The sequence below is a fragment of the Kineococcus sp. GCM10028916 genome (assembly GCF_042674865.1).
In the GTDB taxonomy this organism is placed as follows: Bacteria; Actinomycetota; Actinomycetes; order Actinomycetales; family Kineococcaceae; genus Kineococcus.
In genome coordinates this window covers 15,544-40,250 of sequence record NZ_JBHTFM010000005.1, presented here as the reverse complement: position 1 = coordinate 40,250, position 24,707 = coordinate 15,544, and the positions used below count along the sequence as shown (strand labels likewise).

At 70.9% G+C, this 24,707-nt stretch carries 21 protein-coding genes; 12 read left to right on the top strand and 9 right to left on the bottom strand.

Translation table 11 applies throughout. The features are described 5' to 3' along the window. Positions 1 to 196: 196 nt before the first annotated feature. The gene (locus tag ACFQ46_RS07050; protein WP_380258567.1) at positions 197 to 676 is read right to left on the bottom strand and encodes an IS5 family transposase; all 480 of its coding nucleotides are present in this window, start codon (positions 674 to 676) and stop codon (positions 197 to 199) included. After that, complete coding sequence (locus ACFQ46_RS07045) at positions 673 to 990, bottom strand: transposase (RefSeq protein ID WP_380258565.1); 318 nt, start codon at positions 988 to 990, stop codon at positions 673 to 675. Before ACFQ46_RS07045 ends, ACFQ46_RS07050 begins: the two co-directional genes overlap by 4 nt. A gap of 426 nt (positions 991 to 1,416) precedes the next feature. Between ACFQ46_RS07045 and ACFQ46_RS07040 the strand changes: the two genes are divergently transcribed. The 3 genes from ACFQ46_RS07040 to ACFQ46_RS07030 all read left to right on the top strand — a co-directional run bounded on the left by ACFQ46_RS07040 (position 1,417) and on the right by ACFQ46_RS07030 (position 4,813). Continuing rightward, positions 1,417 to 2,280: a hypothetical protein gene (locus tag ACFQ46_RS07040; RefSeq protein WP_380258563.1), complete on the top strand. Its 864-nt coding sequence runs from the start codon at positions 1,417 to 1,419 to the stop codon at positions 2,278 to 2,280. 857 nt (positions 2,281 to 3,137) lie between these two features. Further along, positions 3,138 to 4,379, top strand: a complete 1,242-nt coding sequence (locus tag ACFQ46_RS07035) for an MBL fold metallo-hydrolase (RefSeq protein ID WP_380258561.1) — start codon at positions 3,138 to 3,140, stop codon at positions 4,377 to 4,379. After that, positions 4,370 to 4,813, top strand: a complete 444-nt coding sequence (locus ACFQ46_RS07030; RefSeq protein ID WP_380258559.1) for a macro domain-containing protein — start codon at positions 4,370 to 4,372, stop codon at positions 4,811 to 4,813. Before ACFQ46_RS07035 ends, ACFQ46_RS07030 begins: the two co-directional genes overlap by 10 nt. Here the strand turns inward: ACFQ46_RS07030 and ACFQ46_RS07025 are convergent. Beyond that, the gene (locus ACFQ46_RS07025; protein ID WP_380258557.1) at positions 4,801 to 4,971 is read right to left on the bottom strand and encodes a hypothetical protein; all 171 of its coding nucleotides are present in this window, start codon (positions 4,969 to 4,971) and stop codon (positions 4,801 to 4,803) included. The two genes, ACFQ46_RS07030 and ACFQ46_RS07025, sit on opposite strands and share 13 nt — an antisense overlap. 31 nt (positions 4,972 to 5,002) lie before the next feature. After that, complete coding sequence (locus ACFQ46_RS07020) at positions 5,003 to 6,571, bottom strand: hypothetical protein (protein WP_380258555.1); 1,569 nt, start codon at positions 6,569 to 6,571, stop codon at positions 5,003 to 5,005. Positions 6,572 to 6,714: 143 nt separating this feature from the next. Here ACFQ46_RS07020 and ACFQ46_RS07015 point away from each other — a divergent pair, with 143 nt between their 5' ends. Both ACFQ46_RS07015 and ACFQ46_RS07010 read left to right on the top strand, forming a co-directional pair. Continuing rightward, entirely contained in the window at positions 6,715 to 7,770 is a 1,056-nt protein-coding gene (locus tag ACFQ46_RS07015; RefSeq protein WP_380258553.1) for an HNH endonuclease domain-containing protein, read from the top strand. Positions 7,771 to 7,820: 50 nt separating this feature from the next. Then, positions 7,821 to 8,687, top strand: a complete 867-nt coding sequence (locus ACFQ46_RS07010; RefSeq protein ID WP_380258615.1) for a nuclease-related domain-containing protein — start codon at positions 7,821 to 7,823, stop codon at positions 8,685 to 8,687. A 13-nt stretch (positions 8,688 to 8,700) separates the two neighbouring features. Here the strand turns inward: ACFQ46_RS07010 and ACFQ46_RS07005 are convergent, their stop codons facing one another. Both ACFQ46_RS07005 and ACFQ46_RS07000 read right to left on the bottom strand, forming a co-directional pair. Beyond that, positions 8,701 to 9,951, bottom strand: a complete 1,251-nt coding sequence (locus tag ACFQ46_RS07005; protein WP_380258551.1) for an ATP-binding protein — start codon at positions 9,949 to 9,951, stop codon at positions 8,701 to 8,703. Between the two features lie 171 nt (positions 9,952 to 10,122). Then, positions 10,123 to 12,021 carry an NHL domain-containing thioredoxin family protein gene (locus tag ACFQ46_RS07000; RefSeq protein ID WP_380258549.1) on the bottom strand — a complete coding sequence of 633 codons (1,899 nt, stop codon included), beginning with the start codon at positions 12,019 to 12,021 and terminating at the stop codon, positions 10,123 to 10,125. 297 nt (positions 12,022 to 12,318) lie between these two features. Between ACFQ46_RS07000 and manD the strand changes: the two genes are divergently transcribed. Next, entirely contained in the window at positions 12,319 to 13,527 is a 1,209-nt protein-coding gene (gene manD / locus ACFQ46_RS06995; protein ID WP_380258546.1) for a D-mannonate dehydratase ManD, read from the top strand. Positions 13,528 to 13,644: 117 nt separating this feature from the next. Next, positions 13,645 to 14,445, top strand: coding sequence for a peptidoglycan-binding protein (locus ACFQ46_RS06990; RefSeq protein ID WP_380258544.1), 801 nt, complete (start codon positions 13,645 to 13,647; stop codon positions 14,443 to 14,445). Position 14,446: 1 nt separating this feature from the next. On the opposite strand, the gene ACFQ46_RS06985 is transcribed toward ACFQ46_RS06990, so the two are convergent. The 3 genes from ACFQ46_RS06985 to ACFQ46_RS06975 form a co-directional block, all read right to left on the bottom strand. Then, positions 14,447 to 15,058, bottom strand: coding sequence for a hypothetical protein (locus ACFQ46_RS06985; protein ID WP_380160009.1), 612 nt, complete (start codon positions 15,056 to 15,058; stop codon positions 14,447 to 14,449). 158 nt (positions 15,059 to 15,216) lie between these two features. After that, entirely contained in the window at positions 15,217 to 15,879 is a 663-nt protein-coding gene (locus ACFQ46_RS06980) for an exonuclease domain-containing protein (RefSeq protein ID WP_380258542.1), read from the bottom strand. Positions 15,880 to 16,081: 202 nt separating this feature from the next. Further along, a complete protein-coding gene (locus tag ACFQ46_RS06975) occupies positions 16,082 to 17,212 on the bottom strand; it encodes a magnesium and cobalt transport protein CorA (protein WP_380258540.1) in 1,131 nt (376 codons plus the stop codon). A 261-nt stretch (positions 17,213 to 17,473) separates the two neighbouring features. On the opposite strand from ACFQ46_RS06975, the gene kdpF reads away from it, so the two are divergent. Genes kdpF through ACFQ46_RS06950 form a run of 5 tightly spaced genes read left to right on the top strand, consistent with a single transcriptional unit; the run spans position 17,474 to position 24,568 of the window. Then, positions 17,474 to 17,563, top strand: coding sequence for a K(+)-transporting ATPase subunit F (gene kdpF / locus ACFQ46_RS06970; RefSeq protein ID WP_328293566.1), 90 nt, complete (start codon positions 17,474 to 17,476; stop codon positions 17,561 to 17,563). 12 nt (positions 17,564 to 17,575) lie between these two features. Continuing rightward, the gene (gene kdpA, locus ACFQ46_RS06965; protein WP_380258538.1) at positions 17,576 to 19,243 is read left to right on the top strand and encodes a potassium-transporting ATPase subunit KdpA; all 1,668 of its coding nucleotides are present in this window, start codon (positions 17,576 to 17,578) and stop codon (positions 19,241 to 19,243) included. Further along, positions 19,240 to 21,366, top strand: coding sequence for a potassium-transporting ATPase subunit KdpB (gene kdpB, locus ACFQ46_RS06960; RefSeq protein WP_380258536.1), 2,127 nt, complete (start codon positions 19,240 to 19,242; stop codon positions 21,364 to 21,366). The genes kdpA and kdpB overlap by 4 nt, the downstream gene beginning before the upstream one ends. Positions 21,367 to 21,371: 5 nt before the next feature. Next, complete coding sequence (kdpC, locus tag ACFQ46_RS06955; protein ID WP_380258534.1) at positions 21,372 to 21,986, top strand: potassium-transporting ATPase subunit KdpC; 615 nt, start codon at positions 21,372 to 21,374, stop codon at positions 21,984 to 21,986. Positions 21,987 to 21,994: 8 nt separating this feature from the next. Continuing rightward, positions 21,995 to 24,568 (top strand): DUF4118 domain-containing protein, encoded by a 2,574-nt coding sequence (locus ACFQ46_RS06950; RefSeq protein WP_380258532.1) that lies wholly within the window; start codon positions 21,995 to 21,997, stop codon positions 24,566 to 24,568. Positions 24,569 to 24,707: the final 139 nt, after the last annotated feature.

Here is a 24,707-nt window from a genome sequence, read left to right as displayed (position 1 = left end):
ATACGGATCGTTACATCACGTGAGTGTATCCAAGGGTTCGAGTGTTCGTACCGCGAAGTCAACATTTTCGGCGTCCAGTACCACTGAGGCCAAGCCCCATGGGGTGGTGTACGACGCCTTCAACGTGATGATCTTCGAGGTCAGACCTTCGGAGCCTGCACGCTGAAGGTCCCAGTGCGCCACTAAGAGACTGATTTCAAAGAGTTCGGGTGAGTCGGCGCAGCATCATCCGCGAGTAGGCGATCTGCACCATCGCCACCGCTGAGGAGATCGTGCGCTCGTAGTCACGGGCCAGACGCCGGGCCCGGCTGATCCAGGCGAAGAAGCGTTCCACGACCCACCGCCTCGGTAGCACCGCGAACCCGGTGCTGCTCGGCTGACGACAGATCACCACGACCTGCAGTCCCAGCGACGCGGCGTGCTCGACGAAGGCCTTCTTGAAGCCCTGATCGCACCAGATCGCCCGCACGCTGGGGAACTGCTCCGCGATGAGATTCAGCAACGCGATACCACCGGCGTTGTCACTGACGTCAGCGCCCGTGACCACCACATCGACAAGGTTGCCCTCGACATCGACGGCAGCGAACCGTTTGCGACCGCTGGTCTTCTTGCCCGCGTCATAGCCGCGGTGGTGCCCGCCTTCGGCGGTCTTGACCGACTGGGAGTCGATGATCAACGCGCTCGGGGCACCGCGGCGCGTTTTCCCAGGCGGTCACGGGTCCTGGTCTCATCGGCCAGGCGCTCGAAGAAGCCGTCGAGGGCCAGCTTCCGCTTCCAGCCCAGGCAGGTCTGCCACGCTGGGAAGTCGTGGGGTAGGGCGCGCCACTTCGTGCCGTTGTCGACGACGTAGAAGATCGCGTTCAGCACCTCCCGCAGGTCAGCGCGAGGTCGTCCGGGCTTCTCCGTCGGCGGGGGCAGCAGCGGCTGCACGATGTCCCACTCGGCGTCGGTGAGGTCGCAGCGGTAGGCCTGGCGGGGTGGTGCGGTCACCGGGTCAGGATGCCGCACCACCCTTTGCAATCGCTCTCTAAGAGGGTCTCGACGTTCTTGATGCCCAAGCATTGCGTGTCGGGTGTGCTGCGTGGCCAGCGACTACAGCCACTGCTCGCGCCAGGTAGACAGCAGGCTGTCCACGACCTCCTCGTTGCCTTCGTCGCGTCGCCGCTGTCCAGCAGGACACCGACCTGGGGGCCCAGCTCATACCAAACTGCGGCAATTATGACGCTGCCCGCGGCGTCGTTGGTGGGACCTTGCTGACCACCCACCCCCGGCGCCGACGATCCGCCGGCTGCACCGCGGCAGTCACGCTACGCGAGGTGGGGCTCAGTGAAGCCAAGCAGATGCCGGCCACCCGGAGGGGTGAACGTCGACACGCCACACCCCGACCGCGGACGTCCCGCGACCTATCGTCGACGAGTGGCTCAACCGAAGAAGACGATCGTCGCGGGCCGGACGGTCGTGCACGCCGTCGGTCAGAAGACGCAGACGGTGCGCATCCACCATGCCGACCCGGACCTCGGGGCCGAAGTCGGGTACAGCCTCCCCGTTACCGCCGAAATCGGTGTCGCCCTCATGGCCGAGTTCACCGACGTCGACGCCCTGCGGGACTGGCTCGTCGAACGGGGCGGGACGCCGCTGGACGACCCGGCCGCGAGCAGGACCGCGGTGCAGCCGCTGGTCGAGGTGCTCCCCGAGGACGAGGAGTGGATCACGCGGGCCGTACCGAAGGTAGAGCTCGCGCTCCGCGCGCTGGTCAACGGGTTCCTGGCGAACCCCTACCTGCACCGGGTCGAACACTCCCTGCACGCGGAGCTGTTCTCGCTGCTTAAGGAGCACGAACTGCTCGCGGCGCGGCAGACCCTTTCCGGCGAGAAGCTCACGACGCAGCTCGTCCACAAGGAGTGGCCCGAGACTCACCCGCAGCCACACAAGGGCGGCGGACGGGGGTTGTTCGACCTCGTCGTCCTGGCCCCGACGCAGCTCGCTCGGGCCAGCCGACCGCAGTTCCGCGATGGCCGAATCGAGGCACCCATCGTCATCGAGCTCGGGCTCGACTACGGCCTCGCCCACCTGAAGGGTGACTACGGGAAGTTCTGGAACAGCCGGGTGCGGCACCCGTACCTCGTGCACCTGGCCCGGGCGAGCACGGCCAGGGTCGCAGAGGTCGAGGAGTTCATCGCCCGGGTCGAGGCGCCCGTCCAGGTCGCCTACGCCCACCTGCACCCTGGCACCAGCGCGACGCGGTACCGACACCTCGGCGACCCGACCGTGACGGTCTGAACGGTGGCGCTGGAACCCGTCACCGGGGACCTGTTCGAGCTGGGTCTGCCCGCCCTGGGGCACGCTGCAACTGCGTCGGGTCGATGCGCGGCGGCATCGCCGTCGCTGGCCGGAGATGCACACCGCGTGCCAGATGCTGTGCGCCGCCGGTGACGTGCAGCCCGGCGCTGTGTTCCCGGGGGACGCTGGGGACGTCATTGTGTGTAGTCTCGCCACCCAGCAGGATTCCGGAGCAGACGCCCAGCTCGACGCCGTGGACCGCAGCGCATGCGCCGCGCTGCTCGGCCCGCGGCGGTGACAATCTTCCAGAGGACGAGGCTGACGACGACCGTCAGTGGGAGTCGCGGACATCGACAGACCCGTAGCCGATCGCACTCGCGCGAGGTCCAGACGGGTGAACCTCAGTCCCTCTCAGCGCGACCATCCGTTGACTATAAATTTGAGAAGACCTGCGCTGCAAAGTATCCAGCCGTGATTTGGCACTTCATGTCCGTCAGACGTGTCCGACCTTCCCGAGACCTTTTCCTCGTCACCGAACGACGAGGAGAAGACATGGCCAGCAAACGCCGCCTCAACCGCACCCGCCGTCGCGAGGAACGTCGGGCCTACCTCCGCGAGATGCGCCGCTGTCGCTGCGGCAAGGTCCGCGGGACCGACCTCCGGGACGCTCAGGAGAAGCGCGGACTAGCGAGAGCCCGCAACGGCGGACACAACAGCGTCCGCTACTACCAATGCCGCTACGGAGGCTGGCACTGGACGAGTCGCCTCAAGGCGACCCCGCCGGCCAGGCCAAAGGACCCGGAGGGACTGAGCCCGGGGCAACGGCAGTGGATCGATGAACTCGGGAGAGACACAGAGTGAGGATCCGCATCCACCGCGGCTGCCACGAGGTCGGCGGCTGCTGCATCGAACTCGAGGCCAGAGGCGAGCGCCTCGTCCTCGACGTCAGCCGTTCGCTCACCGCCGGCCGCGACGAGCACGTCCCGCTGCCCGACGTCTCCGGCCTCGCGACGGGTGACGACCCCACGCTGCTCGGCGTCGTCGTCTCGCGCCCGCACCTCGACCACTACGGTCTCCTCGACCAGGTCGCACCGAGCGTCCTGGTCTTCGCGGGCGGGGCGGCGGTCCGGATGGTCGAGGCGGCGCAGTTCTTCTCACCCGGTCCGCGGTTGCGCGCCGACCGGTTCCTGGAGGACGGCGTCCCACTGGCGGTCGGATCGTTCAAGATCACCCCGCACCTCGTCGACCACAGCGCCTTCGACTCCTACGCCGTCATCGTGGAAGCCGACGGGAAGCGCGTGCTCTACACCGGCGACCTGCGCGGCCACGGCCGCAAGCGACGACTCTTCAACGAGATGGTCGCCACCCCTCCCCGTGACATCGACACTCTGCTGGTCGAAGGTACCCATGTGACCGGTAAGGAACCGCGGAACCCTGGCCTCTGCAGCGAGGAGGACGTCGAACTGCGATTGGCCGAGACCCTCCGGACCACCGCGGGGCTCGTCGCGGTGGTCCCGTCGGCGCAGAACATCGACCGGCTAGTGACCGTGTACCGGGCCGCGAAGCGCGCGGGCCGCACCTTTGTCGTGGACCTGTACTCCGCGACCACCACCCGGAGCACCCGTCGGACGACGATCCCGCAGCCCGGGTTTCCGAAGTACCGCCTCTACCTCACCGACCGTCAGCGCAGCCTCGTCGAGCGGACCAGTGAGTTCGCACGCACCGAAGCCGTCCGGGAGCACCGTGTCTTCCCTGAGGAGTTGCTGCGCCACCCGGACCGGTTCGTCGTCGTCACCCAGGCGTCGACCGTCGACGAGTTCCGCCGCCGCGATCTGCTCTTCGGTGGGAGGGTCGTCTGGTCGCTCTGGGACGGCTACCTCGACGACCGGTTCACGGCACGCCCGCAGGCGCAGGGCATCCCGCTCGTCCACCACCACACGTCGGGCCACGCCACGTCGGCCGACCTGCACCGTCTGATCACCGCCGTCGGGGCGCGACAGGTCGTCCTCGTCCACACCGAGGCGGCCCATCTGGTTCCAACTGCAGCCCCCAGGCCGACGGGTCTGGTTCAGCGCCTGAAGGAGTTCTCTTGCCCCTGATCCACCGCACCGGAGACCTGTTCGACCTCGCACTGCTGGCCCTGGCCCACGGCTGCAACTGCGCCGGGTCCATGCGGGGCGGCATCGCCGTGGAGTTCGCCCGCCGCTGGCCCAAGATGCACGCTGAGTACCAGGAACGGTGCGCGACCGGCTGGTTCCGCCTCGGGGACGTGTTCACGTGGTCCGCCGAGATCGTGGTCTACAACCTGGCCACTCAGCAACGCGGTGGCGCCGACGCACGACTAGACGCGATCGGGACGAGCCTCCGCACCGCCCTCGACGACGCAGCCGATCGGGGGTTCACCGCCCTCGGCGTCCCGCGGATCGGTTCCGGGATCGGCGGGCTGAGCCGCCGCGAGGTCGAGTCCGTCCTCGCGGCGGCGGAGGACTCCGCGGTCGAGCTCCACCTCGTCACGCGTCCTCAGACGCGGTAGCCGTACAGCTCGGCCATCTCGTCGACCACGCGCTGCCGCTCGGCCAGCCAGAACTCGCCGTAGGCGATGTCGTCCGTGTCCCCACGGGCGATCGCCTCGGCCAGGAACACCCGCGCCTGGTCGCGGTTCCGCACCACCATCCACAGCCACGTCGGCATGCGCCACCTCCGCGACGCATGACACGACCTCTCAGAGGACGTGCAACCCCATGTGGTGCACCACAAAGCGGGGCGGATCGCTCTGGTGGGCGAAGTAGATCCGGCCGCACTCGTTGGGACGCTTGGCGTCGCCCAGCTTCACGTGCGGAACCCCGTTGAGACGTTCACCTTCGAACTCGAAGGCGGCACGGCCGGAGTGCAGCAGCGCTTGATCGGTCGTCGCGACGTCCAGCGCGAACTTCTCGCGGAACCAGTCCGTGAGCCGGGCGGTGATCTGCCCTTGCGACCCGGCGAACTCCACCGACGCCTGGCCGAGGGTGAGCAACGCCGACCGCATCTGCGCCGGGTACAGGTACCCCGACTTTCGCCAGGTCCGGTCGGCCCCGGCAGTGAACCGCAGGTGCCCACGGCTGTGCTCCTCCAGGAAGTCGAGCAACGGCGCGGCGTCAGCAGCTCCGAGCGGCGGCGCGTCGTGCCAATCCACCGGGAGCGGGTCGCTGCGACGCCGGCCCACCTCCCCCAGCGCAATCGTCAGCGACGACACCTCTGTCTCCAGCCGCTGAGCCTCGTCGACCCACTGGTGGATCTCGGCGCGGGCTGCGTCGAGCTGGGCACGGAGGGCCTCGAGTTCGGCCCCCGGGCCCCCGCGCGCGACGGCCGCCTCCACCTGTCGCTGCCGCTCCAGGGCCACCAGCGCCCGGCCGGCACGTTCCGCGGTGCGGAACGGGACGTCGATCCCGCGGGAGACCGCCGACAGCGGGGCGATCGTCCGCAGGGCGTCGTCGACGAGGTCGAAGCCCGTGCTCAACTGGTCCGCGTCGTAGGTCGGGTGCCGGAACGCCTCGAGGTGCGGCCACACCAGGCGGGCGCCACCGAAGGGCACCACGAGGTCCAGGGTGCGGGCGACCAGGTCGCGAGCGCCGTTGGATCGCAGGCAGACGACGTTCGCCAGCCCGGGCAGTTCGCTCGCGGCCGCGTCGGCGAGGTCGAGGTGGTCCTGGTGGGAGGGCCCGACGAGCAGGACCGGGAGGCGGTCCACCCGGCGCAGGACGTCGACCAGGAGTGCAGCTTCTGCGGGTGTGGTGATGTCACCTCGACGTCCGTCGACCCGGTGCCCGTAGGCGCTGACGACGAGGTCCGGGTCCTCGACGATGCGCCGCACGACCGCAGGTCGGCGCAGGTAGGACTGCGGCGTGGGGGCGATCCACCCACCGTGCGCCTCACGGCCGGTCACGACCCGGACAGTCGCGAACTCCTTCGTCTGATCGACGCCGAGCGTCACCCCGGTCACGTGGGTCGCGGGAACTCCCCGGACGGGAACGCGCAGGTCGATGCGTTGCGCAGCGCCGGTCGTCGTACCGACGCGGTGCCACGACAACTGCCTGGGCCCGTGTCCAGACAACGACGACAGGTCCGAGCCGAGGTCGCGGCGTTCGAGCCCGCAGGCACCGTCGCTGGAGAGGAGAGTCAGGTCGGGGACGCCTTCGTGGGCGAAGTCCAGCCACTCCTCCACGTGGCGCAGGAGCGCTGCGTGCGCGCCCACCGAGGTTCCGTCGGTGCGCGAACGCACGGCGAAGTCGACGACGTACTGGACCTGCACGACGACTCCCTCTGACGGACGATGTCCTGGAGGATCGGCAGCCTTAGCGCCGCGGGTGACGAAGACGACCGGTTCGGAGCAGCGGCGACCGTCGTCCGGCAGGATGGGACGAGGCCACGAGGACACGACCGACGGAAGAGACCATGGACCCGCTCGACCTCGGCGACCGCCTCGCGCAGCTCATGGCGACGGGCCGACGCGTTTCGACGTACAAGCTGGCGACCCTCGACGCCCTCGTCCAGCACTGTCTCGAGAACCCGGTCTTCGACGACGTGGGCCTCAGGGTGCCGATCCGTGACCTCGCGTCCCGGGTGTTCGAGGCGTACTGGCCCCAGGTGCGGGTCTTCGGGGAACACGGGGTCCTGCGGCAGAACGAGCAGTCCCGCGCAGGGACCGTGACGGTCGTGGACACCGTCAGATCGTTGCGCAGCGGAGCGGAGCAGCGGGGCCTGTTCTCGGTGGCCCAGTTCAAGGAGGCGGCACCGCACGAGTGGGCGGCGACGATCCGGCGCCTCTCGATCACGCTCGCGCAGCAACCTCTCTTCGCCCTGCAGAGGACGGGTGGGCGTGAACCGGGAACGGCCTTCCTGTACGACGACTCGTGGTTGAGCAAGAAGACGACCGTGTCGAGCCTCGACGCTCACGACTGGTCGATCACCCTGTTCGCCGGGGTGCCGTCCGCTCTGGCCCGGGTGTCACCGATGCTTCAGCCGGTCCTGCAGCAGTGGTGGGTCGACGACGTCCAACGTCACAACAGCGCCGAACTCGAGATCCCCGACCTGCGCGCGTTCTTGTTCGACGCGAACCGCGCGGGCGTCGCGCGACTCGCCCCTGGTCTGCGGGAGTTCCAGCAGAACCGGTGTTTTTACTGCAAGCGAACGTTGTCCGGGGCGGTGCACGTCGACCACGTGCTGCCGTGGTCGAGGGTCGCCATCGACGGGGTGCGCAACCTGGTGCTCACGGATCCGCGCTGCAACGGGGACAAGCTCGCGACGCTGCCCGTCGTGGACCACGTGCAGGACGTCCTGGCCCGCTCCGAGGTGGACCTGCAGGCCGTCGCGGCCCCGCTGCGCTGGCCGGTCGAGACCGAGCGGGTGCGCAACGCGGCGCGCGGGCTGTACCGGTCGACCGGGTCGGGCTCACCGTTGTGGCGGGCTCCGGGGGTGTACGACTTCCACGACGGGACGGCGGTTCCGTGACGGCTGTCCCGGCCAGGTGACAGGGCCTCAAGCCGCCGGTACCCGAAACACTGGCCACGACCACAGCGGGCGCCGGGGCGGACGAGCAGGCCCGGCGGGTCGCCGCACGTCTGGAACGGCTCCATCAGGAACCTGCGAGCGAGGAATCGCTGGCCCGCGTCGCGGCTGCCGAACGACGTCACCACGTCTGGACCGCCGGCGCCGAGGGTGAGCGCTTGGTCGTCGTGACCCTGACGGAACTCGAGGCCGAGGGGTGGGTCGTGCTCCACGACGTCCACTGGCCCGGGCGGCCGAAGGCCAACCTGGACCACGTCGCGATCGGTCCCGGCGGCGTCGTCGTCGTCGACGCGAAGAACTGGTCGGGCCAGGTCTCCGTCCGGGACGGTCTGCTGCGCAACGACTCGTGGCGCAAGGACCGCGAGCTGGAGGTGATCGCGAGCGCCGTGGCGGCCGTGTCCGCCCTGCTGGAGCCGGCGGTCCGCTCGTCGACCAGCGGCCTGCTCTGCCTGGTCGCGCAGGAGCAGGAACCGCAGCGGACGACGTCGGGGATCACCGTCGTGGGGCGCAGCGAGCTCGTCGCGTTCCTGCGTGGGCTCGAGGTCCGGTTGGAACCCCGCGCGGTCCAGCGGACCGCAGCCTTCCTGCGGGCCACCCTCGACAGCACCCGCAATCCGGTCCTCACCACCACCGGCGCCCTGCCGACCGTGCCCTCGGGACGAGCCGTGCGCACGAACCACCGGCGTCCGGTCGCGCGCAGGGCCCGCCGACCGCTCCCGTGGCCTCGACGTCTGCTCCTGGTGCTCCTCACCCTGGTCGTGGCCGGACTCATCGGGTTCCTGGCGGTGGTACTCGGACTGGCGGTGGTCCAGCAGATGACCAACGGCCTGGTCCACCCGTCCGCAGCGAGCGCTCCCTGACGGCGCTGGAGGCTCACGGCCCCAGCAACGCCGCCGGCACCACCGCGATCCCGTCCCGCCGGCGGTAGGCCTCGGGGCCGGTCGTGACGACGACGGCGTCGAGCAGGTCCGCACCGAGCACTCCCTGCAGCCAGCGCAGGTGCTTCACGTCAGCGTCGGTCACCGCCCCGGCGAGCTTCACCTCGACGGCGACGACCTTGCCGTCACCCCGTTCCACGACGAGATCCACTTCGTGCTCGCCGCTGCGGACCCGCAGGTGCCCCACTCGTGCTTCAGCCGCCTGCGCGTAGACCCGCACGTCGAGCGTCACCAACGACTCGAAGAGCTGGCCGAGCAACGTCGCCTCGCGGCCGGCACCTCGGGCCGGACTGGCGCCGAGGAGCGCGGCGACGTCGACCCCCAGCATCCGGGCGGCGAAGGCGGGGTCGGCGAGGTGGTGCTTCGGTGCGGCCGCGAGACGGGCGAGGTGGTTCCGGGACGGAGTCCACGCGGGTACCGGATCGAGGAACCAGAGGCGCTCGAGGATGTCCCGGTAGGCGGTCGTGGTGGTCTTGGCCGGCTTGTCCACCTCCCCGGGAGTGGCTGCCTCCACGAGCCGGTCGTAGGCGGTGACCGTCGATTCCGCAGCGGCGTAGGCGGTCATCCAGCGTCGCAGGGGAGCGGGGTTCCGCACCGCGCGCCCGAGGTCGGGGAAGTCGCGGTCGATGATGCTGTCGACGTAGCCGTCCAGCTGAGCCCGGCGCAGGCGCGGAGGGAGCGAGCGGATCGCCGGCAGGCCGGAGCGGCAGATCTCCTCGGCGTAATCCTCGAGCGCGACCGCCGTCGAGCCGACCACGTCCGGCGCCCCGCCCGCGAGCAACCGCGCCAGGGACACCGTGGGCTGGGCGACACCTCGCTCGGACAGCGTCATGGGGCGCATCCGCAACCGCACGATGCGACCGGCTCCGCTGTGCACTCCGGTGTCCCGCGGGACCGCGGACCCGGCGAGGAGGTACGACCCCGGCGCGGCTCCGGCGTCGACCGCACGGCGGACGGCGTCCCACGTCGCCGGTACATGCTGCCACTCGTCGACGAGGACAGGAGGTTCTCCCACGAGTGCCCGTGCGGGCTCAGCCTTCAGGAGGTCCCGTAGTGCCGGGTCGTCGAGCTGGCGGACGGTCGTCGCTCGCTGCGACGCCGTTCGCGTCTTCCCAACCCCCTTGGCCCCTTCGAGAGCCACGGCCGGCAGTCCGGCGAGGTACTCGCCGAGCTCGGCGTCGACCACGCGCGGAACGTAGGAGGGCGGATTCGGCACTGCTGCACGCTACCTTTTGCCGCACTTCCACGCTACCTTTTGCCGCCCTTCTGGACTGCCGAACACCGGTCGTGGTCGCGACTCCGCCGGGCGATCCGCAGGGACGTCTCAGACTCCCCCGGCCGGCGTGACGGTGGTGGGCTACGCCCCCCGCAGGTCCAACGGCAGGTCGCTCGCCGCCCCCTCGACCAACCGCACGGGGATCCCCCAGTCCTGCTGGTACAGGTGGCACGCCGCGAACTCCGGCACCTCCCCGGTCTCCGGGTCGCCGTCGCACGCGGCGGCCTGGACGCTCACGTGCAGCACCCCGTTCTCGACCCCGGGAGCGAACTCCAGCGTCCGCGACAACCCCTCGAAGGAACCCGCTCCGGAGACCAGGAACTCCGGCGGGGTGGAGGCGACGGTGAGGCGGGTCGGGTCACCCCAGCGGTCGTCGAGCTTCTGCCCGGTCGGCGGGGTGAAGGAGACCGAGAGGGCGACGACGCCGGGTGCGAGGTCGGTCGGGGGCCGCTGCACGCGGTGGGCGGACCCGTCGACCCGCACGCTCGCGGGAGCGAGTTCCCGGGTCAGGCGGTGCGCGGAACTCTCGACGACCACCAACGTGTCGCCGTCGACGAGGACGTCGGAGGGTTCCACGAGGTCCCGCACGAGCGTCGAGACCTCACCCGTCGCGGGGTCGAACCGGCGCAGCGCGCCGTTGTAGGTGTCGGCGACGAGGATCGAGCCGTCGGCGGCGACCGCGACACCCAACGGGTGCTGCAGCAACGCCTCCGCGGCGGGGCCGTCGCAGAACCCGAAGTCGAACAACCCCTGCCCGACGTGGGTCTCCACGACGTAGCCCGGACCCGCGACGGCGGCGACGTTCGCCATCCGGTCGTCGGAGACCACGGGAACGGAACGGTCCACCGAACCACTGCGCCGCAGGGAGCGGAGCGCGGACGTCTCGGCGTCCACCAGCCACAACGTCGACCCGTCGGGCGACACCGCGAGGCCGGAGGTCTGCGCGAACCACGCCTCCTCGGCCGGCCCGTCCTTGATCCCCTCCGCCGTGGTCCCGGCGAGCACCCGCACGACCGACTCGACCGGGTCGAACGCCCACAACTGGTGCACCCCGGCCATCGCGATCACGACCTGACCGTCGAACCACGCGACGTCCCACGGCGTCGACAGGTCCTGCTCCAGCGCCGGGCCACCACCCTCGCGGCGACGGAGCTGCGAACCCGTTCCCGCGATGGTCACCACGGAACCCGTCGAGAGCGACAGCCCGCGGAGTGCGTGGTTCACGCTGTCCGCGACCACCACGTCGTACCCCACCTGGTCCGCGACCTCGGGCGGCAGCACGACCGCCCCCTGGGGTTCCGCGAACGTCTCGGGGGTGAACCCGCGAGCGCCGGTCCCGAACCGGCGACGTTCGGTCTCCAGGTCCGCGTCGAGCTCGACGAGCTGGTGGTGACCGGTGTCGACGACGAGCGCGCCACCGTCGGGCAGGCGCACGACCCGCGACGGGAAGCGCAACGCGGACCCCGCAGGCGCCGGCGGCACGTACGGGCTGTCGCCCCGGCGCAGCGTCCCGGCGGCCTCGTGCTCGGCGACGAGCTCGGAGACCAGGACGTCCAACCCGTGGGCGTGCCCCTCCCCGGACATCGACGCGACGACGTAGCCGGTGGGGTCGACGACGACGAGCGTCGGCCACGCGCGCGCCGCGTAGGCCTGCCAGGTCGTGAGCTGCGGGTCGTCGAGCACCGGGTGGTGGACGGCGTAACGGTCGACGGCCGCGTCCAGCGTCGCGGGCTCGGCCTCGTGCGCGAACTTCGGCGAGTGCACCCCGACGGTCACGAGGACGTCGGCGAACTTCTCCTCCAGCGGCCGCAGCTCGTCGAGGACGTGCAGGCAGTTCACGCAGCAGCTCGTCCAGAAGTCCAGCAGGACGATCTTGCCGCGCAGGTCGGCCAGCGACAGGTTACCCTCGGTGTTGAGCCAACGACGGCCCACCAGCTGCGGGGCACGGACACGGGGACGACGGACGGGCGTGCTGGTCACGGGTCCATCGTGCCCCACACGGTCCTGCGGACCACGAGGCGATCACCGGTGAGTGCACCCCCTGCGCCACCCAGGCGAACGGAGACGCCCATCCGAGTGACTCGGCTCCGCGCCGCCGCCCGTCACGCCGAAGCAGGGGTGTGACCACTTCCCAGAACGCCCTCACCGCCGACGGACACCTCCGGACCACCGCCGAGACCGCGTGAGCTGAGTCTTCCTCGGGCGCAGCTCGCCGCCTAGCCTGGCCGGCGTGCCCCACCTCCCCACGAACCGCCGATCCGGGACGGGAGCCTCCGCGTGAGGATCGTCGCCGCCGACGTCGTCGTCACCAGCCCGGGCCGGAACTTCGTCACCCTGAAGCTCACCACCGACGAGGGTCTCACCGGCCTCGGTGACGCCACCCTCAACGGCCGCGAACAGGCGGTCGTCGCCTACCTGCGCGAGCACGTCGTCCCGTTGCTGCTGGGCACCGACCCGCACCGCATCGAGGACACCTGGCAGTCGCTGTACCGGGGCGCGTACTGGCGGCGCGGGCCGGTGACCATGGCGGCCATCGCCGCGGTCGACGTCGCGCTGTGGGACCTCAAGGCCAAGGTCGCGGGCCTGCCGCTGTACCAACTCCTCGGTGGCGCCTCCCGGGAGCGGGTCCGCACCTACGGTCACGCCAACGGTCGCGACGTCCCGGAACTCCTCGACTCCGTCCGCGCGCGCCGGGCCGAGGGGTACCAGGCGGTGCGGGTGCAGACCGGAGTGCCCGGGCTGCAGACGGTCTACGGCGTGCACACCGGTGAGGCCATCGCCCGCCCGACGCACCGTGCGCTCCCCCTCGTCGAGGACTGGGACACCCCCGCGTACCTCCGGCACCTGCCCACGGTCCTGGAGGCGGTGCGGCACGAGTTCGGGCCGGAACTCCCGCTGCTGCACGACGCGCACCACCGCCTCACCCCGGTGCAAGCCGCCAAGCTCGGCAAGGACGTCGAGCGCTACGACCTGTTCTGGCTCGAGGACTGCACACCCGCCGAGAACCAGGAGGGTTTCCGCACCGTCCGCCGGCACACGACGACGCCACTGGCCGTCGGGGAGGTGTTCAACGCCGTCGTCGACTACCAGACGCTCATCACCGAACAGCTCATCGACTACGCCCGGTCCGCGGTGACGCACTTCGGTGGGATCTCACCGTTGAAGAAGCTCTTCGACTTCGCCGCGATGTACCAGGTCAAGAGCGCCGTCCACGGCCCCGAGGACATCTCCCCCGTCGGGACGGCGGCCGCGATCCACCTCGACCTCGCGATCCACAACTTCGGGATCCAGGAGTACTCCGGACACACCGACCTCACGAACGAGGTGTTCCGGCACGCCTACACGTTCACCGACGGACACCTGCACCCCGGTGACGCGCCGGGGATCGGGGTCGAGTTCGACGAGGAACTGGCCGCCGCGCACCCCTACGAGGCCGCCTACCTGCCCGTGAACCGGCTCGCGGACGGGACCGTGCACGACTGGTGAGACCACCGGTGGAACTCGTGGCGCGGGGCGTGCAACACGGAGCCCTCCTCGCGCGTCTCCTCGGCGGAACCCGGACCACCGGGTCCCGAGGCAGACCTTCGAGAACTGGACACCCAGATGACCACCCACCGTCCGCAGCACGAGACGTCGACCGACCGGACCGCGCAGGGCACCCGCCTGCGCCGCACCGTCCGTCTCGCCCTCGCCACCGCGGCGCTCGCCGCGTGCGGACTGGCCGTCCTCACCCACGCCGAGGCGGCACCGACCACCCCGAAGAGCACAGCCGTTGCGGTGCAGACCGTCGCGTTCACGCAGACGTCGCTGAAGGCCGGCGCCCGCGGGCCCGAGGTCCTCGCGCTGCAGCAGCGGCTGGCCGGCCTGAACTACTGGCTAGGCACCCCGGACGGCAGTTTCGGGGAGAACACGAAGCAGGCGGTCATGGCCCTGCAGGGGGCGGCCGGTCTCACCCGCGACGGTGTCGTCGGACCCGCCACCCGGGCGGCCCTGGCGCGCGGCGCGCAGCCCGTGGTCGGCGTCCGCACCGGTCACGTCGTCGAGGTGGACCGTGGGGCGGGAACCATCACCGTCGCCGACGACGGCCGCATCGCCGCGATCTTCCACACCTCGACCGGTACCTACCAGACGTACCGTTCGCCGAGCGGTCACACGGACCTCGCGGACACCCCCGCCGGGAGCTTCCACGTCTACCGCAGCGTCGACGGGATCCGGAACGCGGAACTCGGACGGCTCTACCGGCCGCGCTACTTCGACCCCAGCCAGGGGATCGCGGTGCACGGGGCGGCCAGCGTTCCGGGCTACCCGGCCTCGCACGGTTGCGCGCGCGTCACGAACGCGGCGATGGACGTGATCTGGACGCGCAACCTCATGCCGCAGGGGTCGCTCGTCGTCGTGCGCTGACTCAGACGCCGACGGTCACCGCGGCGGGGGTGAGCCCGGCGCGGTCCTCGTCGGTCCAGTCCTCGCTGAGCCCGAGAGCTTCGCGGTGCTGGACCCAGGACAGGACCTCGGTGCGCGGGGTGTTCCCGTCGAGGCACCAGTGGCTGATCGTGCGCCCGCGCCACGGGGTCCCGGTGCTCTTGCCGACGAACCCGGCGACCTTGCCGCGGGCACGCAGGGCGCTCAGCGCCATCGCGATGCGGCCGGACGCGGTGTTGGAGGTCGGACCGAACATGGTGTGACCGGCTTCGGCGACGTGCTTGGCGAAGACCTCGGGGGCGCGCTCACGCAAGCGGGCCTCGACGACGCCGAACTCCAGCCAGGGGCCGCCGACCTCGAAGACCTGCGACAGCGGTTCGAGCAGGTCGGCGGTCACGCCGCCGTTCTCCACCCGGGCGGCCGTGCGCCGCACGGTCCGGGTGGACTCGATCGCGGGGTAGACGGTGAAGACCCAGGGACCGGTGCCGCCGTGGTCGTCGAGGCAGGTGTGGATCACACCGCCGTCGGGGGCGCTCATGGGCAGCTGCATCTGCGCGTCGTCCTGGCAGTTGGTGCAGAACATGAAGTCGGCCACGGATGGGCTCCTCGCCTCATCGAGTGCTGCACCAGGTGCAGAAGAGCCGACGAACTCGCCCCCGGCGCGCCGACCGGACCGCCGGACAGCGGCTTCGTCGGAGGGGCGTCCGCCCCCACCATCGCACGGAAGCCGCCCCCCGACGAGCACGGCTCACCTCACAGGAGGCGCAGCCAACCCCGCAGCCGAGCACGGATCCGACCGGACCGGGACAGCGGGGCGACCCCCCGCGGCGTGACCACCGGCAGCTGCACGCGCTGCTCCGCGGCCGTGACGAGCGCCTCCCGGAGCACCTCGACCAGGACCCGGGTGTCGTCCTCGGCGTCGTGGGCGCGCAGCTGCTGCACACCCCAGTGCCGGGCGAGCGTCGCGAGCTTGAGGTTCTCCACCGGGAGGTCGAGCCGCTGCGCCAGCTTCCACGTGCACAGCCGTTCCCGGACCGGGAGGTCCACCCCGGCGGACCGCATCTCGGCGGTCACGAACTTCCAGTCGAACCGGGCGTTGTGGGCCACGAAGACCCGCCCGGCCAGGAGTTCCGCGACCTGCGGCGCGATCTCGCCGAAGGTGGGGGCGCCGACGAGCCGTTCGGCGGTGATGCCGTGCACGTGGGTGGGTCCGGGATCGCGCTGCGGGTCGACCAGCGTCGACCAGCTCCGTTCGACGACCCCGTGGTGGTCCAGCAGCGTCACGGCGATCTGGACGACCCTGTCCCCCGCGTCCGGGCGCAGGCCCGTCGTCTCGACGTCCAGCACGGCGTAGCGGTGCCGGTAGCGCCGGGTGACCGCGCGGGGGAAGCGCGCGGTGGGGTCGATGACGGTCATCGGGTCTCTCCTTGCCTGTCGAACAGGAGAGACGATGGCAGAGGGGTCCGACACGACCCCGGACGGGCGAGGCGTTGCGTTCGAACGGCTTCCGAACGTGGGGCGCTCGGTCTCGGTACGACGAGCCGGAGCCCGACGGAGGCCCCGCCGGGGAGCGGCATTCAGCAGCGGGTCCGGACCGACGCGATCTCGGCGCCGACGCTCACAACCACTTCTTCGCCTTGAGGACGGCGTACAACGCCGTGCAGATGCTGACGATGACCGCGAGCACGACGAAGTAGCCGTAGCGGGTCGACAGTTCGGGCATGTTGTCGAAGTTCATCCCGTAGATGCCGGCGATGGCGGTGGGGACGAGGGCGATCGCCGCCCACGCGGAGATCCGGCGCATGTCCTCGTTCTGCTGTGCGGCGACGCGGCTCTGACGGACGCTGACCTGGGCCAGGTGCGCCTGGAGGACGTCGGTGAGCAGACGGTCGTACCCGTCGATGGCCTCCGCGGCCCGCAGGAGGTGGTCCAGGACGTCCCGGTAGGTGGCCGAACGGTGACGCTGCTCCTCGTGGCCGGGAACCTCCCCGGGGACGAACGCCTCTCCCTCGACGAGCCGCTGGAGGGGTGCGCACAGGGGGACGACGGCGCGCTTGAACTCCAGCACCTCCCGCTTGAGCTTGTAGATGCGTTCGGCGTGCTCGTCGTCGGCGCCGCCGAAGACCCGTTCCTCGATGTCCTCGACGTCCATGGCGATGCCGTCGACCGCGTCGAGGTAGCCGTCGACGACGCGGTCCACCAGGCGGTAGAGGACCGAGGCCGGACCCACCGGCTCCAGCGACGACGCCGACGGGATCGACTGTGCCGTAGCTCCCGCGGTCAGGAGGTCGAGGTCGGCACGGACGTCGGCGACGACGGTGGAGTCACCGTGACGAACGGTGACGACGAAGTTCCGGCCGAGGAAGAGGGCGATCTCGCTGACGTCGACCACCTCGTCGTGGTCGACGTAGCGGACGGGTTTCAGCACCGCGAAGCTCTGGCCGCCGTAGCGCTCGAACTTGGGCCGCTGGTGCGCGTTCACGGCGTCCTCGACCGCCAGCGCCGGCAGGTCGAAGATCGACGTGAGCCGGTGGACGTCGGCCGCCGAGGCGGCGTTCAACCCGATCCAGACGAACCCGCCGGAGGACTGCGCCTGCTGCAGGGCCTGCGTCACGTCGTGCACGACCTGCGGCGCCGTCCCGGGCCGGTACAGCTTGCAGGCCACGACCGGCAGCGCCGCCAGCGACGCACCGGCCTCCGGGGCGTTCCGGGTGGCGTCATCGGTCGGGTGTCGGTGCGTTCTGGCCACGGGCCCAGTGTCGGTCCCCGCGCCGGCCCGGTGGACGAGCTCGCGCAGTCGGGGCCGTCAAGATGCCGTCAAGATCCGGGGACGGGCGTCAAGGGAGCGTCAGGACCGCCCTGATCACGGTGTCGCGGGTGCTTCTCTGAACGAGCACACACGTGCCCCACACACCTTCTCTGGAGTTCCCGTGCTGGATGTCGGCTTCACCGCCCTCACGCTCGTCCTGGCCCTCGCCGCGACCCTCCTGGTCCGCGCGCTGGAGCGCCGATGAGCCTCGAGGGGGCCACCGGACTCGTCCTGTCGGTCCTCGTCGCCGGATACCTGCTCTACGCGCTGCTGCGCCCCGAGAAGTTCTGACGGGAACCACTGATGACGCTCTCCGACAGCACCGCCGGCCTGCTCCAGATCGGCCTCCTCGTCGTCCTGCTCGCCGCGGTCCACGTCCCCCTCGGCGACTACATGGCCCGCACTCTCAGCACCGCCAAGCACCTGCGGGTGGAACGGGGGATCTACCGCGTCCTGCGCGTCGACGGTGACGCCGACACCCGCTGGCCGGTCTACGCCCTCTCCGTCCTCGGTTTCTCGACCGTCTCGATCCTCTTCCTCTACGCGTTCCTGCGTCTGCAGGGCCACCTCCCGCTGTCGCTGGGTTTCGGCGGGATGGAACCCACCCAGGCGTGGAACACCGCGGTGTCGTTCGTGACGAACACAAACTGGCAGTCCTACTCCGGGGAGTCCGCGCTGGGGCACCTGGTGCAGATGGGTGGCCTGGCGGTCCAGAACTTCCTCTCCGCCGCCGTCGGCCTCTGCGTCGCGGTCGCCCTGGTCCGGGGCCTGGTCCGCGTCGGGACCGGCACCATCGGCAACTTCTGGGTGGACCTGGTGCGCAGCACCCTGCGCATCCTGCTGCCGCTGGCCTTCCTCGCCGCGATCGTCCTCGTGCTCACCGGGGTCGTGCAGAACTTCACCGGCGCGACCGCGTACACGACCCTGACCGGTGGAACGCAGTCCATCGTCGGGGGCCCGATCGCCTCGCAGGAGGCCATCAAGGAACTCGGCACCAACGGCGGCGGGTTCTTCAACGCCAACTCCGCGCACCCCTTCGAGAACCCGACCGCGATCTCCAACCTCTTCGAGATCTTCCTCATCCTGGCGATCCCCTTCAGCCTCCCCCGCACGTTCGGGACGCTGGTCGGCAACCAGCGCCAGGGGGGCGCGATCCTCGCCGTGATGGCCGGCATCTTCGCCGTCTCCAGCGCCGTCACGCTCTACGCCGAGACCCACGCCCTGGGCACCGTCCCGCAGGCCGTCGGCGCGGCCATGGAGGGCAAGGAGACCCGGTTCGGCGAGTGGGCCTCGGCCCTGTTCGCGACGGCGACGACGTCGACGTCCACGGGGGCCGTGAACTCGTTCCACGACAGCTACACCGCCCTCGGCGGTGGCGCCCTGCTGGTCAACATGATGCTCGGCGAGGTCACCCCCGGTGGCGTCGGTTCGGGCCTCTACGGGATGCTCGTCCTGGCGATCATCACCGTGTTCGTCGCCGGGTTGATGGTCGGACGGACCCCGGAGTACCTGGGCAAGAAGATCGGCCAGCGCGAGATCACCCTCGCCGCGCTGTACATCCTGGCCACCCCGTTCGCGCTCCTCGTCGGCGTGGCGATCGCGCTCTCGAGCGAGTCCACCCGCGCGATGATGCTGAACTCCGGGCCGCACGGTCTCAGCGAGATGCTGTACGCCTTCGCCTCGACGGCGAACAACAACGGCAGCGCCTTCGCCGGGGTCAGCGTCAACACGCCGTTCTACAACGTCGCCCTCGGACTGTGCATGTACGCCGGCCGGTTCCTACCGATGCTGCTGGTCATCGCCCTCGCCGGCACCTTCGCCCGGCAGCGACCCGCCAGCGTCACCGCCGGAACCCTGCCCACCCAGACCGTCACCTTCGCCGGCATGCACGCGGCCGTCGTGGTCGTCGTCACCGGTCTCACCTTCTTCCCCGCCCTCGCCCTCGGACCCCTCGCAGAGGCACTCGCATGAGCACCCCGACCCTCCCCGACACCACGAACCCCGCCGCGGCGGGAAACCCCGCGAGCACGGGACCGCACCGGATCGCGAGCGGCGCCTTCAGCCCGCGCCAGCTCGTGAGTTCCCTCCCGGACGCGTTCCGCAAGCTCGACCCGCGCCACCTCGTGCGGACGCCGGTCATGTTCGTCGTCGCCATCGGTGCCGCGCTCTCCACCGTGCTGGCGATCACGGACCCGTCGGTGTTCGCCTGGGTCATCGTCGCCTGGCTCTGGATCACCGTCCTCTTCGCCAACCTCGCCGAGGCCGTCGCCGAAGGGCGTGGCCGCGCCCAGGCGGCGTCCCTGCGCAAGGTCAGCTCGGACACCACCGCGCGTCGGCTGGTGGATCCCACCGGGTTCCACGGCGACGAGCTGAACGTCCCGTCCAGCCAGTTGCGGGTCGGCGACCTCGTCGTCGTCGAGGCGGGTCAAACCGTCCCCGGTGACGGTGACGTCGTCGACGGGGTCGCCAGCGTCGACGAGTCCGCCATCACCGGTGAGTCCGCCCCGGTGATCCGCGAGTCCGGCGGGGACCGCAGCGCCGTCACGGGTGGGACCACCGTCCTCTCGGACCGGATCGTGGTCCGGATCACCGCGAAACCCGGGGAGAGCTTCGTCGACCGGATGATCGCCCTCGTCGAGGGTTCCTCGCGCCAGCGCACGCCGAACGAGATCGCCCTGAACATCCTGCTGGCGAGCCTCACCCTGGTGTTCCTGCTGGCTGTGGTCACGTTGCAGCCCATGGCCATCTACTCCGGACGCCCGCAGTCCCTCATCGTGCTGGTGGCCCTGCTGGTCTGCCTCATCCCGACCACGATCGGGGCGTTGCTCTCCGCGATCGGGATCGCCGGGATGGACCGGTTGGTGCAGCGCAACGTCCTGGCCATGTCCGGGCGGGCCGTCGAGGCCGCCGGTGACGTTGGGACCCTGCTGCTCGACAAGACCGGCACCATCACCCTCGGGAACCGGCAGGCCCACGAACTCGTCGCCGCGCCGGGGATCGACATCACGGAACTCGCCGACGCTGCCCAGTTGTCCAGCCTCGCCGACGCGACCCCCGAGGGCCGTTCCGTCGTCGTGCTGGTCAAGGAGCGCTACGGCCTGCGGGGCCGGGCGGACGGCGAACTTCCCGGGGCGACCTTCGTCCCGTTCACCGCCCAGACCCGCATGTCCGGGGTCGACCTCGTCACCGACGAGGGTGAACGTCAGGTCCGGAAGGGCGCCGCCGCGGCCGCGACCCGCTGGGTCCGCGAACTCGGCGGTGACGTCGCCCGCGAGGTCGACCAGGCCGTCGAGGACATCTCCACCGCGGGCGGGACCCCGCTCGTCGTCGCCGAGAACCGCGACGGCCGGGCTCGCGTCCTCGGGGTCATCCACCTCAAGGACGTCGTCAAGGAAGGCATGCGCGAACGGTTCGAGCAGCTGCGCGCCATGGGTATCCGGACCGTCATGGTGACCGGGGACAACGCCCGCACCGCGCAGGCCATCGCGCTGGAAGCCGGCGTCGACGACGTCCTGGCCGAGGCCACCCCGGAGGACAAGCTGGAACTCATCCGCCGGGAGCAGTCCGGCGGGCGGCTCGTCGCGATGATGGGCGACGGCACGAACGACGCCCCGGCGCTGGCCCAGGCCGACGTCGGGGTGGCGATGAACACCGGCACCTCCGCCGCGAAGGAGGCCGGGAACATGGTCGACCTGGACTCGAACCCGACGAAGCTCATCGAGATCGTCGAGATCGGCAAGCAGCTGCTCATCACCCGCGGCGCGCTGACCACGTTCTCCATCGCCAACGACATCGCCAAGTACTTCGCCATCATCCCGGCGATGTTCGTCACGACGTTCCCGCAGCTCGACGCCCTGAACGTCATGCGGCTCTCCACCCCGCAGTCGGCCATCGTCTCCGCCGTCGTGTTCAACGCCCTCGTCATCGTCGCGCTCATCCCGCTGGCCCTGCGCGGGGTGCGGTACCGGCCCTCCAGCGCCGCGGCCCTGCTGCGTCGCAACCTGCTGGTCTACGGCCTCGGCGGGATCGTCGTCCCGTTCATCGGCATCAAGCTCCTCGACCTCGTCATCTCCACCATCCCCGGGATCGGCTGATTACCATGTCCACCACCACGCTGCGCCCCTCGGCCTCGATCTCGAACCTGCTGCGCCAGTCCCGCACCGGTCTGGTCCTCCTCGTGGGCGCCACCCTCCTGCTCGGCGTGATCTACCCGCTCGCCGTCTACGGCGTGGGGCGGTTCTTCCCCGGCCGCGCCGACGGCCAGGTCGTCAGCGTCGGCGGAACCCCGGTCGGCTCGGCGATCATCGGTCAGACCTTCGACGGCGACGAGTGGTTCGCCCCCCGTCCCTCCGCCGCCGGCGACGGGTACGACCCGCTGGCCTCCTCGGCCTCGAACCTCGGACCGGAGTCCACCGACCTGGCGAAGCTCGTCGAGGAACGTCGGGCGGCGGTCGCCGCCGCCGACGGGATCGCCCCGGCCGACGTCGCACCGGACGCCCTCACCGCCTCCGGCAGCGGCCTCGACCCCGACATCTCCCCCGAGTACGCGCAGCAGCAGATCGCCCGCGTCGCCGCCGCCCGCGGCCTCACCGACCAGGCCGTCGCCACCCTGGTCGCCGAGCACATCCAGGGCCGGGCGCTGGGTTTCCTCGGTGAACCCCACGTCAACGTGCTCGAGCTCAACCTCGCCCTGAAGCGCCTGGCCCAGGGCTGAGCCGGCCGGTGCTGAGGGAGCGGTACGCGAACGAGCGCCGGGGACGGTTGCGGGTGTTCCTCGGCGCGGCGCCCGGGGTCGGCAAGACGTTCGCGATGCTGGACGAGGCCCGTCGCCGCTGCGAACGCGGGGTGGACGTCGTGGTCGCGGTGGTCGAGACCCACGGCCGTCCGCAGACCGCCGCGGCCCTGGGTTCCCTCGAGGTGCTCCCCCGCCGCAGCGTCGAACACCGCGGTGTCGCCGTGCAGGAGATGGACCTCGACGCCGTCCTGGCCCGCCAGCCGGAGGTGGCCGTCGTCGACGAACTCGCCCACACCAACGCTCCCGGTTCCCGCCACGAGAAGCGCTGGCAGGACGTCCAGGAGCTCCTGGCCGCCGGCATCGACGTCGTCTCCACGGTCAACATCCAGCACCTGGAGTCCCTCAACGACGTCGTCGAGTCCATCACCGGCGTGGTGCAGCGGGAAACCCTGCCCGACGAGGTGCTGCGCCGCGCCGACCAGGTGCAACTCGTCGACATGACCCCGGAGGCGCTGCAGCGCAGGCTTTCCCACGGCAACGTCTACGCCGAGGAGAAGGTCGACGCGGCCCTGTCGAACTACTTCCGCATCGGCAACCTGACGGCCCTGCGCGAACTCGCCCTGCTGTGGCTGGCCGACCGCGTCGACGAGGGGCTGGAGCGGTACCGCGCCCAGCAGGGCATCTCGACGAGTTGGCCGACCCGCGAGCGGGTCGTCGTCGCTCTCACCGGCGGCGCGGAGGGGGAGACGCTGGTCCGTCGCGCCGCCCGCATCGCCGGCCGTGGCGCCGGCGGGGAACTGCACGCCGTCCACGTCGCCAGCGGCGACGGTCTCGTCCGCACCTCCCCCACCCGCCTCGCCGCCCAGCGGACACTGGTCGAGAACCTCGGCGGGACCTACCACCAGGTCGTCGGGGACGACGTCGCCGAGTCCGTGCTCGGGTTCGCGAAGGGCCTGAACGCGGCGCAGATCGTCGTCGGCGCGAGCCGTCACGGCGGTCTGTCGTCGCTGTTCCGCTCCGGGGTCGGCGACGCCGTCGTCCGGGGTTCCGGCGCCATCGACGTCCTCGTCGTCACCCACGACCAGCAGGGTCAGGCCCTGCGGCTGCCCGCCCCGGCCCGCGCGGCCCTCTCGCGCAACCGCCGGCTGCTGGGGTGGGTGCTGGCCCTGGTCGGCCCGGTGCTGGTCACGCTGCTGCTGGTGGCCGTTCCGCAGCAGGAACTGGCCACCGACCTCATGGCCTTCCTCGTGGTCGTCGTGGTCTCCGCCCTCGCCGGCGGGGTCTGGCCGGCGCTGGCCTCGGCGTTCCTCGGGAGCCTGGCGGTGAACTGGTTCTTCACCCCGCCCGTGCACCAGCTGACCATCGCCCAGCCAGCGAACGCCGTCGCGCTGGCGGTCTTCCTGCTGGTTGCGGTCGCGGTGTCCAACACCGTCGACCGCGCTGCCCGCCGCACGGTCGAGGCCACCCGCAGTCGCGCCGAGACGGAGGCGCTGTCGGTGCTGACCCGCACGGCGCTCGTCGCGACCCACCCCCTCGACGAGGCGATGGAGCACACCCGCCGCACGTTCGCGGTCGACTCCGTGACCCTCCTCGAACGCGACGACGCCGCGGCGCCCTGGCGCATCACCACCACCGCCGGTGCGCCGGTCTGCACGACTCCGGCCGAGGGGGACGCCGAGGTCGTCGTCGAGGACACGTTCTCCCTGGCCCTGCGCGGACGGCTCCTCAGCGCCGACGACCGACGCGTCCTGGAGGCCTTCGCCGCCCAGATCGCCGCGCTGCGCCAACGACAACGCCTGCGCGCCGAGGCCGCCCAGGTCCGCCGGCTGGAGGAGGGCGACGCCGTCCGCGGTGCGCTGCTGACCGCCGTCTCCCACGACCTGCGCACCCCGCTGGCGACCCTGAAGGCGTCCGTGGACAGCCTGCGGGCCGTCGACATCCAGCTCGGCGAGGCCGACCGCGCGGAGCTCCTCGCCGGGGTCGCCGACTCCGCCGACCGGCTGCAGACGCTCATCGACGACCTGCTCGACCTCACCCGCGTGCGGAGCGGAATCGTCGAACCGCACATGCTCGTGGTCTCCCTGCACGACGTCCTGGAACTCGTCGTCGCCGAAGTCGGTCCGGGGGTCGACCGCGTCACCGTCCCCGACGACCTGCCCCTCGTCTCCACCGATCCCGGCCTCCTGCAGCGGGTCGTCACGAACCTGGTCCAGAACGCGCTGCGCCACGGGAGGTCGGAGGACCACGAGGACCGCAGCGGCGTCGAGATCCACGTCCAGGAGAGCGTCGAGAACTCCGACCGGAGGGTCCGGCTGCTCGTGGTCGACCACGGACCCGGTCTGCGCGCGGCGGCGAAGGAACAGGCCTTCACCCCGTTCCAGCGTCTGGGCGACCGCTCCCACGCCGGGCTCGGTCTGGGCCTCGCCGTCGCCCGCGGACTGGCCGAGGCCGTCGGTGGTCGCCTCCTCGCCGAGGACACCCCCGGCGGCGGACTCACCATGGTGCTCGACCTCCCCCTCGCCGGCACCACCCACGAACTGGCCGCTCCCTCCGACTCGTGATCCCGCTGGGATTCCCTGCAAGATCACGGGTTGGGGGGAGGGGGTGCGCCCATCGGAAACACCCACGAAACCCGGGTACGAGAGGGTGGAGCATGACGACACGACGCGTGCACATCGGGTGCGAGTTTGTTCACTCTGC

Bases quoted from the DNA above. Each gene is read 5' to 3' on its own strand.
- ACFQ46_RS07025 (WP_380258557.1), bottom strand. From the start codon at position 4,971: ATGCCGACGTGGCTGTGGATGGTGGTGCGGAACCGCGACCAGGCGCGG.
- ACFQ46_RS07015 (WP_380258553.1), top strand. From the start codon at position 6,715: ATGGACCCGCTCGACCTCGGCGACCGCCTCGCGCAGCTCATGGCGACG.
- ACFQ46_RS06990 (WP_380258544.1), top strand. From the start codon at position 13,645: ATGACCACCCACCGTCCGCAGCACGAGACGTCGACCGACCGGACCGCG.
- ACFQ46_RS06980 (WP_380258542.1), bottom strand. From the start codon at position 15,879: ATGACCGTCATCGACCCCACCGCGCGCTTCCCCCGCGCGGTCACCCGG.
- kdpF (WP_328293566.1), top strand. From the start codon at position 17,474: ATGAGCCTCGAGGGGGCCACCGGACTCGTCCTGTCGGTCCTCGTCGCC.
- kdpA (WP_380258538.1), top strand. From the start codon at position 17,576: ATGACGCTCTCCGACAGCACCGCCGGCCTGCTCCAGATCGGCCTCCTC.
- kdpB (WP_380258536.1), top strand. From the start codon at position 19,240: ATGAGCACCCCGACCCTCCCCGACACCACGAACCCCGCCGCGGCGGGA.
- kdpC (WP_380258534.1), top strand. From the start codon at position 21,372: ATGTCCACCACCACGCTGCGCCCCTCGGCCTCGATCTCGAACCTGCTG.